Raw genomic sequence first — 15,561 nt, forward strand, 5'->3', positions numbered from 1 at the left:
GATGGCGTACAATTCCGTCGGTTTTAACGTTTTTAAGTCACTCTTTGATGGATTCGGCATACGTTATGAAACTCGGGTAAGCAAGTGGCTTGGCGAAATAATACCCTTGGAAAAAATGGCAGCCCATTTCCTCCAGAGCGATTTTCTGGCCTTCGGTTTCGACGCCTTCGGCGATGATCTCCAAGTCCAGCGCTTCGCTCATGGTGATGATGGTTTGGGTGAGGGTTTGATTGCTTTTGTCTTCCAGCAGGTTGCGAACGAACGACTGGTCGATTTTCAACTGGTCCAGCGGCAGAGCGCGGATATTGGAGAGTGAGGAGTAACCCGTTCCGAAATCGTCCATGGAAAACTCCAGGCCATGTTGCTTGAGCTGACAGAGTTTATCGGCGCATTCGTCCAGGTTCAACATGACGGCGCTTTCCGTAATTTCCAGTTTCAATTGGGTAGGGCGAATCTGATATTGCTTCATAGAGTTGAGGGTTTTTTCGACAAAGTCAGGGTGCCGCAACTGTTGTTCACTGACATTAATCGACAAGGTGGTTTTGGCCAAAATGGGGTGTGTTTTCCATCCCGCCAATAACCGACAGGCTTCTTCTTGAACCCAATCGCCGATGCCGACAATCAAGCCGTTTTTTTCAGCCAGTGGAATAAAGTCGGCGGGGGAAATCATGCCTTTTTGTGGATGGTTCCAGCGAATCAAAGCTTCGGCGCCGACCAAGCAGCCGCCGGAATTGAGTTGGGGTTGCAGGTACAGTTCGAATTGGTCTTCTTTCAAGGCATGACGTAGGTCTTTTTCCAACTCAAGTTTTTGCTCCAACGCCTGTTGAATGGACGGGTCAAAGGTGTAAATGCAGTTGCGCCCGGAGCGCTTGGCGTGGTGAAGAGCACTGTCGGCTTTTTTGAGGAGCTCTTGCGCGGAATGTCGGTGGTCGAACAGCGCGATGCCGATGCAACAGGCGCTGAAATATTCCAAACCATTCAAAGTGAAAGGTTCACTGAGTTTGCTTTGAATCCATTCGGCTTGTTGAATGGCATCATTTAATGCCAGCTTGCTCGTCAGGCTTTCGAGGATGACAACGAACTCATCACTGCCCCAGCGACCGACGGTGGCATCCTCGAAATCCAGGCAGGCATGAATGCGGCGCGCCACTTCCACCAGCAGTAAGTCGCCCATGCCGTGACCGCAGGTGTCGTTTAAGCTTTTGAAATCGTCCAGGTCAATAAATAGGACCGCACCACTGGTATTGACTTGGTTCGGTTTTTGGAGTGCCTTTTGAAGGGTGTTTTCCAACAGTTGCCGGTTGGGGAGGCGTGTCAGGGTGTCGTAGAAAGCCAGGCGTTCGATGGTGGCTTCGTCTGCCTTGTTTTGAGAAATGTCCGTCAGGGTGCCGACATAGTAAGGTCGTTTTCGGAAAGGGGATTGGAACGTTGAAATGGTGAGGCGCTCGGCGTATTCATCGCCGTTTTTGCGTTTGTTCCAGACTTCGCCTTGCCAATGTCCGGTGCGCTTCAGTTCGTGCCACAAGCGGGGGTAGAAGTCATCCCCCTGCCGACCGGAGTTGAAAACCGCTGGCGTTTGCCCGATGACCTCTTCCGGCGGGTAACCGGTGATGTCGCAAAACGCGCGATTCACATTGAGGATACGCGCCCGTTGGTCGGTGATGATAATGGGTTTGGGAAGGTGTTCGAAGGCAAGGGCTAAAAAATGCAGTTGTTTGTAGCGATACAACACAACCCCTAAGAGAATCAGGCTCAAGATGCTGAGGGAAACTGCGAGAGAGATGCCGTTTAATTCCATTGAGTTGCCTTAGGTTGCGTTAAAAACGCCAGAATTACTTAAAAAAAACTACCACTGTTCTACCACTTGTTTTCAGACTGCTGATGATTCGTATTTTTAAAGCGAGAAAAAAACGATAATCGTTTACTTGTTATGGTTGTTTTAACCCGCTGTGAGCATGCTTTTACGTCATAGACCCCGACGGTTGAGTGAACTTCCCTTCGCCGGAATTAAAGTTGCTTTGCTCTGTTATGGGAGCAATTATGTCGCCATGTTTTGCAAAAATCAAGGTCCAGTGTGGAGCAATACATATGAATAAGATTGGGCCAAGAGTCAAAACCGTTCGGGAAGGTTTCGGTTTTACCCAAGAACAATTGGTTGCCAAGTGCAATTTAATTGGTTGGAATATTAGCCGAAGCACACTCGCAAAAATAGAAGCAAGAGTTCGACGTGTGACGGATTTTGAGGTGAGTTTTCTTGCCAAAGCCTTGAAGGTACCGGAACAAAAGTTCTTCGATAGTGACTAGGCCTAAGCGATTCCGGTTGACGTGATTGATGTGGTGAATGCTTGAAACGCCCAGGCCTGGGCGTTTCAGGGAAGGGTTGGCCTATAAAGTCGGCTGGTTCAGTCGTTGGGTTGGAATTCCAACAAATCGCCCGGTTGGCAATCCAGATGTTCGCAAATGGCTTCCAGTGTGGAAAGCCGAATTGCTTTGGCTTTGCCGGTTTTTAAAATCGACAGATTCTGTTCGGTGATGCCAATCCGTTTGGCCAGTTCATTGGATTTCATCTTACGTTGTGCCAGTACAACGTCCAGATTCACGATAATCGCCATTCGATGTCCTTTTACACAGTGTATTTTTGTTCTTCAGACAAGTTTTGCCCTTCTTCCACCACCCATGCGATGAAAAACGTCATGGCGGCGACAATCATAATCATCAATTCGGCAGAACCGAAGCCAACCGTTAACAGCCGTTCTCCAGGCGGATTCTGCCAGGTGAAGACAACGCTTTTAGCCGACTCGTAAAGCATGGACGTCACGACCCACAGCAGTAAAGCCTTGGCAATGTGCTTGAACAAACGCACCTGCTGGTAAGAAAAGATAATGCCCTGTTGGTAATAACGAAACAGTTTATCGATGTTCACCAACCCGTAAATCAAAGACAGAATCACCGGCAGGGCCGCCAGAAAGCCGAGCCATTGTAATGGGGTGGTAAGCGTATTGTCCAGAATCGGTTGCGGCGCGGTATTGACGTTAATCAGGGTTTGGGGCAGATGATTAATGAACCCCCAGTAGACCACGTAATATAACGGGACGGCAGCCATTAAAAAACGTGTGATCAGCCGAAACGCACGGCTGAAGGATTGAATGCGGGATAAGTTTTGGTTTGTTTGGTTCATGTAGCACTCCGTAAAAATGATTGAACTCAGGGATTAGTATAATTATTTATTATCGTTTTACAATAAATTATTAATGAAATTTAGTTATTTTTAAAATTGGAGGTGCTTGGCCGGGTGCGTCTTTTGCCGAATGGGCCGAACTAGCGTAAAATTCCCTTCTTAATTTTTCATACGATTCAAATCCCCTAATGGCCGATTCCATCCAATTCAAAGACAAGTCATCGATTATCGAGGCGCTTGAGCAAACCTTGTCGAAAGACCGTTTTGCCTTGAAGCGACAGTTCAAGCGTTTCAAACTCGATTCGGACGCGGATGTCGAGGCGTTGCAGAATGATTCGGCTTGGCAAAAATTTCAGGCCCGTTTGACGGCGTCGGTGCAAGCTGTCGTGGCCAACCGGCAAGCCGTGCCGAAAATTTCTTACGATAAACTCCCAGTGGCCGAACGCCGCAAGGAGATTCTGGCGCTGATTCAAAACCACCAAGTGGTGGTGATTGCCGGGGAAACGGGCTCGGGGAAAACCACTCAGATTCCGAAAATTTGCCTGGAAGCGGGGCGCGGTATTTTCGGCCGAATCGGCTGTACTCAGCCGAGACGCTTGGCGGCGCGCAGTGTGGCCGAGCGAATTGCCGAGGAACTCGGTTCCAAGCTCGGCGAGCTGGTCGGGTATCAAGTGCGGTTTCACGACCAGGTGCATCCGCAAAGTTTGTTGAAGGTGATGACCGACGGGATTCTGCTGGCAGAAGTCCAGAACGACCCCTTTTTGAATCAGTACGACACCATTATTATTGATGAAGCGCATGAGCGCTCCATCAACATCGACTTCCTGCTTGGCATTTTGAAAAAACTGCTGCCGAAGCGCCCGGATTTGAAACTCATCATCACCTCCGCCACCATCGACACCGAACGCTTTGCGCAATTCTTTGAAGGGGCACCGATTATCGAAGTCAGCGGACGGACCTATCCGGTGGAAGTCCGCTACAACCCTTTGGTGAAAATCGAAGACGACGACGGTAACGAATTCGAGCAGGACATTCCCACCGCTATCGGTTATGCCTTGGAAGAGCTGGCGGAAATCGACCCGTTCGGCGATGTGCTGGTGTTTCAAGTCGGTGAACGCGACATCAAGGAAACCGCGGAATACTTGCGCAAACAGCATTTGAAAAACACCGAAATCGTGCCCTTGTACGCGCGTTTGAGTATGGCGGAGCAGAACAAGGTGTTCCAGCTGTCGCAAAAGCGACGGGTGATTTTATCGACTAATGTGGCGGAAACCTCTTTGACGGTGCCGGGCATTAAGTTCGTGATTGACCCAGGCCTGGTCAGAATCAGCCGTTATTCGGTGCGCTCCAAGGTACAGCGTTTGCCGATTGAAAAAATCTCCCAGGCCTCGGCTAATCAACGGGCGGGGCGTTGCGGCCGGGTCAGCTCCGGGGTGTGCATCCGTTTGTACGACGAAGACGATTTCAACAGTCGTTCGGCCTTTACGCCGCCGGAAATTCACCGCACTTCGCTCGCGACGGTGATTTTGCAGATGACGCAAATGAAACTGGGGGCGGTGAAGCATTTTCCGTTTATCGAACCGCCGGAAGATAAAGCGGTGAATGACGGTTATCGTCAATTGCACGAAATCGGCGCGTTGGATGAAAATCGCCGTTTGACCGACAGTGGCCGTCAGCTGGCCAAACTACCGTTGGACCCGCGCATGGCGAAGATGGTGTTGGAAGGGCAGAAGAACGGTGTCTTGGCCGAAGTACTGGTGATTGCCTCGGCCATCAGCATTCAAGACCCGCGTGATATGAACGAAGCCAATCGTCAGGCCGCCAACCAGGCGCATAAACCCTTTGAAGACCCGCGTTCCGACTTCCTGTTTTTCCTCAATCTGTGGCGTTTTTATGAAGACAAACGACGTCACCTGAGCCAAAACAAACTGCGCAAACTCTGCAAAACCAATTTCCTGTCCTATCTGCGAATGAAAGAATGGCACGACTTGTTTTTCCAATTGGAAATGAGCTTGAAGCGCATCGGTGTCAAAGTCGGTGACCTGCATCTGTTTGAAGAAGTGAAGCAGGGCAAGACGGTCACCGAACGTTTATCGGACATGCATTCGATGGCGGTGCATCGTTCCTTGATGGCGGGACTGTTGGGGAATATCGCCATGCGGGACGACGAAAAGTCCTATTTGGGGGCGCGTAACACCAAATTGTTTATCCACCCGAGTTCGGTGCTGTTCAAACGTAAACCGAAGTGGATGCTGTCTGGCGAACTGGTTGAAACCTCGAAGCTCTATGCCCGCAACAATGCGGTTATCGACATTCACTGGGTGGAAGCGCTGGCACCGCATTTGGTCAAACGCAGTTACACCGACCCGCACTGGCAGAAAAAGGCCGGGCAAGTCGGTGCGTTTGAGTCGGTGACCTTATACGGGCTGCCGATTGTGAACCGACGACGTTGCAATTACGGGCCGATCAATCCCAAGGAAGCCCATAAAATTTTCCTGCGCCACGCACTGGTGGAAGGGGAGATGCACAGCCGAGTGGCGTTTCTGGCGCATAACCGCCGTTTGATTGACGAAATCCACGACATCGAATCGAAACTGCGGCGTCCGGACTTTCTGGTGGAAGAAGATGTGCTGTATGAATTTTATCAGGCGCGGATTCCCGAACACATTTACAGCCAACCGGCGTTTGAAAAGTGGGTCAAGAAAACCGAACAGCGGTCACCGGACACGATTGACGCTTTGAAACTGACGCGTGATTTTCTGCTCAAGCAGTCGGTGGATGCCGGGCTGGCGACGGAATATCCCGATCAGGTCCAGGTCAAGAATCAACTGGAACTCGATGTCGATTACCATTTTGAACCGGGCAAGCAGCAAGATGGCTTGGTGGTGAAAGTGCCGTTATCGGCGTTGAATCTGGTGCAAAAATCCGATTTTGATTGGTTGACGCCGGGGTTGCTGAAAGAAAAAACTGCGTTTTATATCAAAGCCTTGCCGAAACAACTTCGTAAACAGTTTATACCCGCGCCGCAGACCGCAGACGGGGTGTTGCAGGAAATGTCGCCCACGAAAAAGCTGGACGGTCATGCGGCGGATTACGTCACTCAGTTGGTGTGGGCGCTGAACCGTCGTGGTCAGCAGAAGGTGTCGAGTGCCGACTTTGAGGCAGCCGGTCTGCCGGAGGCCTTGCCGGAACACCTGCAACCCTATTTCGTCTTGCAGGACGACAAGGGCAAAACCATTGCCGAGAAGGCCGATCTGGAAGCCCTGAAAACCGAGTATCAACATCTGGTGGATGACCGCATTCAGAAACATCAGGCCAAAACCGCGACCGACAGCCAACGGGTCGAGGAATGGAACTTCGGCGATTTGGCACCTTCCCAGACCATTCGCGCCAAAGGGCTGGAAATGGTGGCTTATCCAGCCTTACGCTGCCGGCCGAATGATTCGGGGGAGGGCGTTGTCATCGAACTGGATTTGGTCGGGGATGAGGAAACCGCGCTGGCTGAACACGGTGAAGCGGTGCGAGCGTTGTTGGCGTTGAATCTGCCGGATAAAGTGAAGTATTTGCAGAAGAAGTTGCCGATGCAGAAAGCCTGCTTATGCTATGCGCCTTACGGTACCTGCGAAGCCCTGACGCAACAGGTCATCGACCGGGCTCTGCGTCAATTGGTGCCGGAGCCGGAAAGCATCCGCACTCAGGTGGCTTATGAACAGATTTTGGAAACGGTGCGTTCGACATGGATTGAAACCGCGCAGGGCATTGCCAAGCAGGTCAACGATATTCTCACCGGACATCAGAAAATCGCCAAGCAGGTCAAAGGTAAGGTGAACCCGCGTTGGTTGGCGTCCGTAGCGGACATTCGTGCTCAACTGGATGCCTTGATTGATAAAGATTTCGTGCGCACCACGCCGGAAACCTGGTTCCGTCAGATGCCTCGCTATTTGCAGGGCTTGGAAAAGCGCTTGGAAAAAATCGACATCGACCCGACGAAAGACCAGAAAGCGATTCGGGAAATGCAACCGGTGTTGGAAGCCTATGAACGTCTGGCGCAGGATACCGCCTATCGAAATCACCCAGGCCTGGTGGAAATGCGTTGGTTGCTGGAAGAATTGCGTTTATCCTTGTTTGCCCAACCGATGAAAACCGTCAAGCCGGTCTCGGTGCCTCGTTTATTGAAACAACTGAAAAACCTATAACTGAAAACAGATAAAGGATTCGTACAGAGGCCAGATTGATGAGGGGCTCTGTTTGGGTTCGGAGGAATTTGCCATGTCAATTCGTTTAATGAAACCCGGTGATGACCTGACTGCCGTCGCGACCGTGATGCAACAATTGCGCCCGGCGCTGACGGTCACGGAAATCATCGCGCGAATGCAACAGCAGCAAAGTGAAGGCTATCAATTGGTATGTGAAGAACAGGATGGCGACATTCGAGCGCTGGCCGGTTTTGTGTTTGTGCGTAAATTGGCGTGGGGCAAGGCGTTGTATGTGGACGACCTGGTGACGGAGGAAACACACCGTTCGAAAGGTGCCGGAAAGCGTTTGATGGATTGGTTGAAAATGCATGCCGTCGAAAATGGTTGCGAGCAACTGCATTTGGATTCGGGGCGCCAACGTGATGGCGCGCATCGTTTTTATGCTCGGGAAGGCTTTGAGAGCAACAGCTTGCATTTTGTGTTCCGGTTGGCATCGTCTCAGCTGTCTTGACTTGAGGTTGTCTTAAGCTGACGACATCAAAGCTGACTCAAATCAAATTTTTGTGACTTCACGGTTTTTCACTTTCTCAAATCAGCCGGACTGGAGTAAAATGGGTTCCAAACGTGACAATACTGTCACTTTATTCAACGCTTCCGTTTTCCGAAGGGGCTCGGTCGCCATTCCATTCAGTCAGGTTTAGTAATTTCATCATGTCTTTTTTGTCCAAATTGACGCGTGTGTTCGACATCGGTGCCCATGACGATATGGGGTATCAAGAGCTGCGCATGCTCCGTTTTGTGAATGTGACGGCCACGGCCATTATGGTCCCCGCGATTGTCGGGCCGTTGTTTTACCTGTATGTGTTGGTGTGCCGTCCGGAGTTGCATGCGCCGTTATGGCAAGGTGTGGTGCCGTTTTTTCAGTTCGTGATGGCGTTTGGAGTCTTTTACCTGAATGCTCAGCATCGCTACTGGAGCGCGAAGCTGTTGATCGTTTTTTCCGGTTTGCTGACCATCACATTAATGGGCATTTTGTTTCAACAGGCGGGCGGGGATTCTTTATTTTTCCTGGTAGCTCCGATTGCAATTTTCCTGTTTCTCGGGCTGAACCGTTTTTCGATGATTTTGAATATTACGGTGTTCTGTACTTATTTGGGAGTGAATTATTTCCATAACCATTTTCCGCCGATCACGCCCATGCCGGCTGAGCTGGTTCAAGTGAATTACACCATTAACCAGGTGATTATTTATTTGATGATTGGTATGTTGACCTTTTTTCTCATCAGTTTGAATCAGGGCATGGAACAACGTATGCGGACGCTCATGGAAATCGATTCCCTGACCGGTCTGTTCAATCGTCGCAAATACGACACCTTTTCCCGAAAAGTTTACAATCAAGCCTATCAAGATCAGACGCCAGTGTCGGTTATTTTGTTCGATATCGATTACTTTAAAGCTTATAACGATACTTACGGCCATTTGGCCGGTGACGATTGCCTGGTAGAAGTGGCTGAGGTATTGAAAGCTTGTGTGCATCGTCGCACCGACATTGTTTCCCGTGTCGGCGGTGAGGAATTCGTGGTGGTGTTGACCAATACCGAATTGAAGGATGCGGTTCATTTGGCGCAGACGGTGTTGGAACAAGTCGAGGCCAAGGCTTTGCGGCACGAACACTCCAAGGTGAAGCCGTATGTAACCATCAGTGCTGGTGTGGCGTGTCGCATTCCGTCGCAGGAAGACGACTTTTTTGATTTGTTTAACGCGGCCGATAAAAAGCTTTATGAAGCTAAGGCAAACGGCCGTAACCAAGTGGCCGCTTAATACGCAAGATACACAAGCAAAGCTTGAAATCTGAAGGCACCTTGGAGATATTGATAAAAATTGCCCAGGCCTGGTCGATTTTGATTAAGATAAACGAAAAATCGGTTATTTTGGCGACGAGTGGAGTATACAACGATGTTGACTCGTCATTTCTATTTCATAGTGATAAGGAATCGACTTATGTTTAAACGCTCCTTTTTAGGGCCTGTTTCTCTGGCCTGTTTGCTTTCCATCGGCTTGACCGCTTGCAGTGACGACGCCAAGCAACTTGAAGAAGCCACCGCCACCGATCAGCCGGTAATTGGCAGTGAAACCGGTTCGGATATCAAGCCGCCAGCGGCGAATCAACCCTCCACCATGGACGTGAAGGATAAACAATTGATGGATGCGCAGCCGGAAAAAGAACCCTTGTCCGAAGAAGCGGCCGCCGCCCAACAGGAGGCGGAGCAAGCCGCTGCACCGGCCGATGAAGCGACAACCGTAATTGAAATGACCACGGAAGAAGCCCCGGCTGAAGAAGCGGTAACGGAAGCGGTTCAAAATAGTCCGGCAGGCCCTGAACTGTATGCGACTTGCGCAGGGTGTCACGGCGGCTCCGGTGAAGGTGGCGTTGGGCCGCAGCTTGCCGGGCAGTCGAAAGACGCTTTGGTGGCCAGCTTGATGGACTATAAAGCCGGTAAGCAAAAAGGGGCCATGAGCGCGATGATGATTCCAAATGCGCAACAGCTTTCGGATGACGAAATTGTCACCGTATCGGAATACATCACGACGTTTTAAGCACCCTTAAACCAAGAACCCTTGAACCTTTTCTGATCACCTTGCGCTTTGTTTCCCGAAGCGCAAGGTTCCTTTTTCATTCGGCTTGAATGCTGTAATGTCAGCTTTTCTTCAATATTAATCGACCAGTTTTTTTGGTATACTCGCGACAGGTAAGCTCGTTTAACGGGTTGTCTGTATTCTGGGTTTACCGCTTTGAAACTTTGGCATAATACCAAAAGGAGAATTTATGCGTTCGAATCAATCTAAACTGGCTTCTTTTGCAATGATCTTGGCCATGGCGTTCGGTTCAATGACTTTGGTTGGGTGCAGTGACGACCCACAAGAAGATATGAAAGAAAGCCTACAGGATGCAAAAGAATCGGCCGGTGATGCCGTGTCCAACTTAAAGGATGCGGCCGGTGACGCGGCGGATGCCGCCGAAGAAAAAGTTGAAGAAACTAAGGAATCCATGCAAAACCACTAAGATTCCAATCTTTAACGATTGATTGACGCTAGAAGGAAACGCTGATGATAATGTCAGCGGATAATAATAAGAAAGCCCGGCATTGCCGGGCTTTTTACGTTTTGGGGTTTCCCTGAAGACCGCCGGAATGATATAGCACCACTTTCGCACCCTGTGGAATTCGGCCGGCTTGCAGTTCTTGTAGAAACCCGAACACCAGTTTATTGGTGTACACCGGGTCCAGGGAAATGTGAAATTGTGTTTCAAACCAGTGTTGAGCCGCTTCGATTTCTGGCGATATTCGGCCGTATCCCGGACCGCAATACTCGGTGAGTAAGCGCCAATTGGGCGACCCGGTTGTATTATGAGAGACTCCGCTGAGGGTTTCGATGTCTGGAATCAGGTAATCGGCTTGTTTTAAACTGGCGACGCCTAAAATATGGCGTTGAGGAGTGGGTGTGGCAAATTTCACCAGGCCTGCCAAGGTGCCGCCGGTACCGACAGAGGTGTATAGGTGTGTCCAGTTCGGGCACTGGTGTTCAATCGCCTGGCAGAGTTCGTCAAACCCGCGCACAGCGAGTTCATTGGTACCACCTTCGGGCAGGATATAAGCGCCCGGATGCTCGGCTGTGAGCGTTTTCAAAAATGCCGGTTGGGTTTTAAGGCGATAATCCGCCCGAGACAGAAAGTGAAGTTCCATGCCTTTTTGCCGTGCCGTATGAAGTGTATGGCTCCAGCGCGACGGTCGATTGGCGAATTCGTCGCCTCGAATGTACCCGATGGTTTTAAACTCGAACGCTTGGCCCGCCGCCGCGGTGGCGGCGATGTGATTGGAGTAGGCGCCGCCAAAGGTTAATAAGGTTGTTTTTCCAGCCGCTTTGGCCGCTTGCAGATTGCGTTTCAGTTTATGCCATTTGTTGCCTTGGATGGTCGGATGATTGAGGTCGTCGCGTTTTACCCAGACTGAGACATTGTGGTCGTTGAATAACGGGTGATGCAGGGCCTCCATCGGGCTGACATTCGCCTGGTCATTGGGCAATGAAATTCTGTTCATGTGAATATGATACCGTATGCGTTTTGCGAAAGTATCCGGAGATACGTTCAGGTAGGGTCAGATAAGGTAGGGTCAGCTAGGGTCATAAAATCATAGGTGATGAGGTCATAAAGGGTTTCTCTTATTCGGTTGGGAAGTTTTGGTAAAATACGCCGACTATTTATAACCATTTTTACATATATTTCATATAACAAAAACAGGGACGAAGGGTATGGAACAATTGACCACAAGTTTGGATGTGTTATTCATTTTGCTGGGGGCGATTCTGGTGCTGTTCATGCACGCCGGTTTTGCCTTTTTGGAAGTGGGGACGGTTCAGCATAAAAACCAGGTAAATGCATTGGTGAAAATCATGACCGATTTGGGCGTCTCGACCGTGGCTTATTTTTTCATCGGTTACGGCGTGGCTTACGGGGTGTTTCTGGGCTTTAATCTGGATGGTCAGTTGACTCAGGCGATGACCGACAAATCCGGTTATGAGTTGGTGAAGTTCTTCTTTTTGATGACGTTTGCGGCCGCCATCCCGGCCATTGTGTCCGGCGGGATTGCGGAACGCGCCCGTTTTTATCCGGTTTTGTTGGCGACGTTTTTAACGGTGGCGTTCATCTACCCATTATTCGAAGGGATGGCGTGGAACGGTAACTTTGGCTTCCAGGCCTGGTTGGAATCGTCTTATGGCGTGCCTTTCCATGATTTTGCCGGCTCCATTGTCGTTCACGCCGTGGGCGGTTGGATTGCTCTGGCGGCGATTTTGATTCTCGGTGCCCGTCATAATCGATATAACGCCCAAGGGCAAATGCAACACGTTTACCCACCGTCCAGCATCCCGTTTTTGGCATTGGGTGCCTGGATTCTGTCGGTCGGCTGGTTCGGCTTCAATGTGATGTCGGCACAAGCCGTGGAAGGCATTCAGGGGCTGGTCGCCATGAACTCTCTGATGGCGATGGTCGGCGGTATTCTGGCGGCCACGGTCATGGGCGATAAAGACCCGGGCTTTATTCATAACGGGCCTTTGGCCGGTTTGGTGGCCATTTGTGCCGGTTCCGACGTGGTCAGCCCTTTGGGCGCTTTGGTCATCGGTTTGGTGGCAGGTGCCTTGTTCGTGAAAGCGTTTACCTGGACGCAAAAAACCTTGAAAGTGGACGATGTATTGGGTGTTTGGCCGCTGCACGGTTTGTGTGGTGTCTGGGGCGCCATTGCGGTGGGCATTTTCGGTACCACCACGCTGGGCGGTTTGGGCGGCGTGGCGATGATGCCGCAGCTTCTCGGTACCTTGGCCGGTGTCGGCGTGGCCTTGATTGGCGGCTTCATTGTGTACTGGCTAGTCAATAAATTGATGACGTTGCGAATGAGTGATGAAGACCAATATCAGGGCGCGGATTTGTCGATTCATAAAATCCACGCCAACCCGCCAAGAGAAGAGTTTTAAGAAAGCCCACAAGCCGTCTTGAACGCATCGCGTTACAGAAAGACGGTGGCTTTTTCGAAAAACTTGGGCGTATCTTCTATAATAGCGTTTATAGAAAGAATCTCGGCCTTTCGAGCGGGCGTTTCAAACGAAACGCCCGCTTGTTTATATCAACCCATGTAAAACCGTTTCATACGGTGGAATCCATAATATAACTCACATCTATGCGTAAATTATCTGCACCTGAACTCTACCGTTTTACCGAAATCAATTCCGAGGAATTTCACGTCAGTGAATCCGATACCAAGGAATTCATGCAACGCTTTCATCCGCGCGCTTACCAGTCGTTAAATTTCGGTTTGCATTTGAAACGTAATCAGAACCATATCTTTATTATGGGCGAACCGGGCGTCGGGCGCATCGGCATGACCAAATCGATGTTGCGCGAAGCGGCCAAGCGTAAGGACATTCCGAAGGATGTGGTATTGGTCTCGGACTTCAGCGAAGCCAATAAAACCCAATATCTGTATTTCCAAGCCGGGCACGGACATGGTTTTAAACAGGCGGTGGAAGAACTGATTACTCAGTTGAAAACGCAATTGCCGGTGGTCTTTGACGGCCATGCCTATCAGTTGAAAAATCAGCAACTGGAAAACGAGTTGGCGCAAAAACAGGAAAGTGCTTTGGAACCGGCGCTGGATTTGGCGGAATCTCTGAACATTGAAGTGCAGCAGAACGAAAACAACTTTGTGTTGTTTGCCGTGGTGGAAGGTGAACGCTTGCGGATGGCGGACTTAAAAAAGCTGGATGAGCCGTTGCAACGTTATTTTATGGACGGTTTGGATCAGGTGGAAGAAGCGCTCAACAAAGGTTTGACGCATTTCCCGTTTTTGCAGCATGAATTCATGGATGCCGGTAAGAAACTCAACACCCAAGTGGCCAATGAACATTTGGAACCCTTGATTGATTCCTTGAAGATGGAGTTTGGTGAAACCCCCAAAATCAAAGATTATCTCGATTCGTTAAAAGAGGCGGTTGTTTCCAAATTGCATCTGTTCTGGGATCAGTCCGCGGAGCAGGTGACCAGTGCGGCGCAAACTTCGATGGAAGAATTGCTGGCGGAACAATCGGGTATGTCGGTGTTCGAAGTGAATTTGCTTATCGATCATTCCGGTTTGAAACACGCGCCGGTGATTTATGAGCAAAACGCAACGATGCCGAAACTGTTCGGTTACACCATTAACTCCGCCAGTGCCAATGCGACCGACACCTTAACACTGGCGATGAATCACCAGGCCGGTTTATTGCAAAAAGCCAATGGCGGTTTTCTGATGCTGAGCGTGCAGTCGGTGTTGAAAGACCCGGAAATCTGGTCGCATTTGAAAGCCGCTTTGATGAGCAAGCGGCTGACGTTTGAGATTCCGTCTTCCAGCAGTGTGGTGCCATACCATTTACCGGACTATCCATTGGATGTGACCTTGGTGTTGATTGGTCAGGCACAGCATTTCTATGCTTTGCAGGAAATCGACGCGCAGTTTAATCGCCTGTTCAAAGTGCAGGTGGAGTTTGAAGTGGAGTTAGACCGTACGCCCGACCATGAGTTGGTGTTGGCCAAGCAATTGGCATCGGAAGTCGAAGATTGGGAAGATTTGCCGGTGCGCCCATCCGCCTTGGAGCGCTTGATTGAATACGCCTCCCGTCTGGTGGAGTCGCAAGGCCGCCTGTACACCAATAAAGCCATCCTACGGGATGTTTTGGCCGAAGCCAATGCCTTTGCCCGTGCCCATGATAAAGGTGAGGTGACTCGCGAGATTATTGAAGCGACCATTCAACAGCGTGATTTTCATACCGGATTGATGGAAGATTATTACCATCGTGCCATTATTGAAGAACAGGTGCTGATTAAGGTATCCGGTCATCATATCGGTATGGTCAACGGCTTGACAGTGTTGACCGTCGGACGTCAGTCCTTTGGCCAGCCGGTGCGCATCACTGCTCAAGCCTCGGCCGGAGACGAAGGTGTGGTCGATATCGAACGCGAAATTGAAATGGCCGGGCCCATTCATTCCAAGGGGATGTTGATTTTATCCGGCTATGTGCGCGGGCGTTATATGAAGTTAAAACCGCTTGGTTTCAGCGCGTCCATCGTTATGGAACAGACCTATGACGGCGTGGAAGGGGACAGTGCTTCCTCGGCGGAATTACTGGCCTTAATTTCCTCTTTGTCACAAGTGCCGTTGCGTCAGGACATTGCCGTGACCGGTTCGGTTAACCAGTTTGGTGAAATCCAGCCGATTGGTGGGGTGAATGAGAAGGTCGAAGGCTTTTTCAAAGTTTGTAAGGCGCGAGGTTTGACGCGGCAGCAAGGCGTGGTGATTCCAGAAGCCAATACCAAGCATTTGATGTTGAACGGGGAAGTCCGTGAAGCGGTCGAAAACGGCGATTTTCATGTGTATGCGATGAGTCATATTGACGATGCGCTTGGCTTGCTGGCGGATATGCCGGTGGGAGAGGAACGAGAAGACGGCACCTTCCCGGAAGGCAGTATCAATGCCCGCGTGGTGAAGTCATTGGAAAAAATGAACGAAAAGGATTCCGACCACCACTCTCATGACTGAATGTCAGAGGAACGCTGACTCTGTCGAATGCATTCGGTAGTTTAGGGAACCTCTGATTGAATCA

General features: G+C 50.3%; 12 protein-coding genes. 8 read left to right on the top strand and 4 right to left on the bottom strand.

Features of this window, described 5'->3' with window-relative positions; all coding sequences use genetic code 11:
- Nucleotides 1-37: 37 nt before the first annotated feature.
- Entirely contained in the window at nt 38-1,798 is a 1,761-nt protein-coding gene (locus tag AC0KH7_RS04785) for a putative bifunctional diguanylate cyclase/phosphodiesterase (RefSeq protein WP_472371190.1), read from the bottom strand.
- A gap of 290 nt (nt 1,799-2,088) precedes the next feature.
- Between AC0KH7_RS04785 and AC0KH7_RS04790 the strand changes: the two genes are divergently transcribed.
- Nucleotides 2,089-2,304 (top strand): helix-turn-helix domain-containing protein, encoded by a 216-nt coding sequence (locus AC0KH7_RS04790; RefSeq protein WP_472366513.1) that lies wholly within the window; start codon nt 2,089-2,091, stop codon nt 2,302-2,304.
- Nucleotides 2,305-2,402: 98 nt separating this feature from the next.
- Here AC0KH7_RS04790 and AC0KH7_RS04795 read toward each other — a convergent pair whose 3' ends face one another.
- Together AC0KH7_RS04795 and AC0KH7_RS04800 are read right to left on the bottom strand one after the other, a co-directional pair.
- Nucleotides 2,403-2,612, bottom strand: a complete 210-nt coding sequence (locus tag AC0KH7_RS04795; RefSeq protein WP_472371192.1) for a helix-turn-helix domain-containing protein — start codon at nt 2,610-2,612, stop codon at nt 2,403-2,405.
- Nucleotides 2,613-2,623: 11 nt separating this feature from the next.
- Nucleotides 2,624-3,178 carry a DUF2975 domain-containing protein gene (locus AC0KH7_RS04800; protein ID WP_472371194.1) on the bottom strand — a complete coding sequence of 185 codons (555 nt, stop codon included), beginning with the start codon at nt 3,176-3,178 and terminating at the stop codon, nt 2,624-2,626.
- A 188-nt stretch (nt 3,179-3,366) separates the two neighbouring features.
- Between AC0KH7_RS04800 and hrpA the strand changes: the two genes are divergently transcribed.
- From hrpA to AC0KH7_RS04825, 5 genes are all read left to right on the top strand, one after another.
- Nucleotides 3,367-7,374, top strand: a complete 4,008-nt coding sequence (hrpA, locus tag AC0KH7_RS04805; protein ID WP_472371196.1) for an ATP-dependent RNA helicase HrpA — start codon at nt 3,367-3,369, stop codon at nt 7,372-7,374.
- A 73-nt stretch (nt 7,375-7,447) separates the two neighbouring features.
- Complete coding sequence (locus AC0KH7_RS04810) at nt 7,448-7,885, top strand: GNAT family N-acetyltransferase (RefSeq protein WP_472371198.1); 438 nt, start codon at nt 7,448-7,450, stop codon at nt 7,883-7,885.
- Nucleotides 7,886-8,085: 200 nt separating this feature from the next.
- Nucleotides 8,086-9,195 (top strand): GGDEF domain-containing protein, encoded by a 1,110-nt coding sequence (locus AC0KH7_RS04815; protein WP_472371200.1) that lies wholly within the window; start codon nt 8,086-8,088, stop codon nt 9,193-9,195.
- 180 nt (nt 9,196-9,375) lie between these two features.
- Complete coding sequence (locus AC0KH7_RS04820) at nt 9,376-9,972, top strand: c-type cytochrome (protein ID WP_472371202.1); 597 nt, start codon at nt 9,376-9,378, stop codon at nt 9,970-9,972.
- A 229-nt stretch (nt 9,973-10,201) separates the two neighbouring features.
- A complete protein-coding gene (locus AC0KH7_RS04825; protein WP_472371204.1) occupies nt 10,202-10,438 on the top strand; it encodes a hypothetical protein in 237 nt (78 codons plus the stop codon).
- A 94-nt stretch (nt 10,439-10,532) separates the two neighbouring features.
- Here AC0KH7_RS04825 and AC0KH7_RS04830 read toward each other — a convergent pair whose 3' ends face one another.
- Nucleotides 10,533-11,471, bottom strand: a complete 939-nt coding sequence (locus tag AC0KH7_RS04830; RefSeq protein ID WP_472371206.1) for a 1-aminocyclopropane-1-carboxylate deaminase/D-cysteine desulfhydrase — start codon at nt 11,469-11,471, stop codon at nt 10,533-10,535.
- A gap of 211 nt (nt 11,472-11,682) precedes the next feature.
- Here AC0KH7_RS04830 and AC0KH7_RS04835 point away from each other — a divergent pair, with 211 nt between their 5' ends.
- Together AC0KH7_RS04835 and AC0KH7_RS04840 are read left to right on the top strand one after the other, a co-directional pair.
- Nucleotides 11,683-12,900 carry an ammonium transporter gene (locus tag AC0KH7_RS04835; protein WP_472371208.1) on the top strand — a complete coding sequence of 406 codons (1,218 nt, stop codon included), beginning with the start codon at nt 11,683-11,685 and terminating at the stop codon, nt 12,898-12,900.
- A 203-nt stretch (nt 12,901-13,103) separates the two neighbouring features.
- Nucleotides 13,104-15,497 (top strand): Lon protease family protein, encoded by a 2,394-nt coding sequence (locus AC0KH7_RS04840; protein ID WP_472371210.1) that lies wholly within the window; start codon nt 13,104-13,106, stop codon nt 15,495-15,497.
- Nucleotides 15,498-15,561 lie beyond the last annotated feature (64 nt).

The organism is Hydrogenovibrio sp. (assembly GCF_965140365.1).
Classification (GTDB): domain Bacteria; phylum Pseudomonadota; class Gammaproteobacteria; order Thiomicrospirales; family Thiomicrospiraceae; genus Hydrogenovibrio.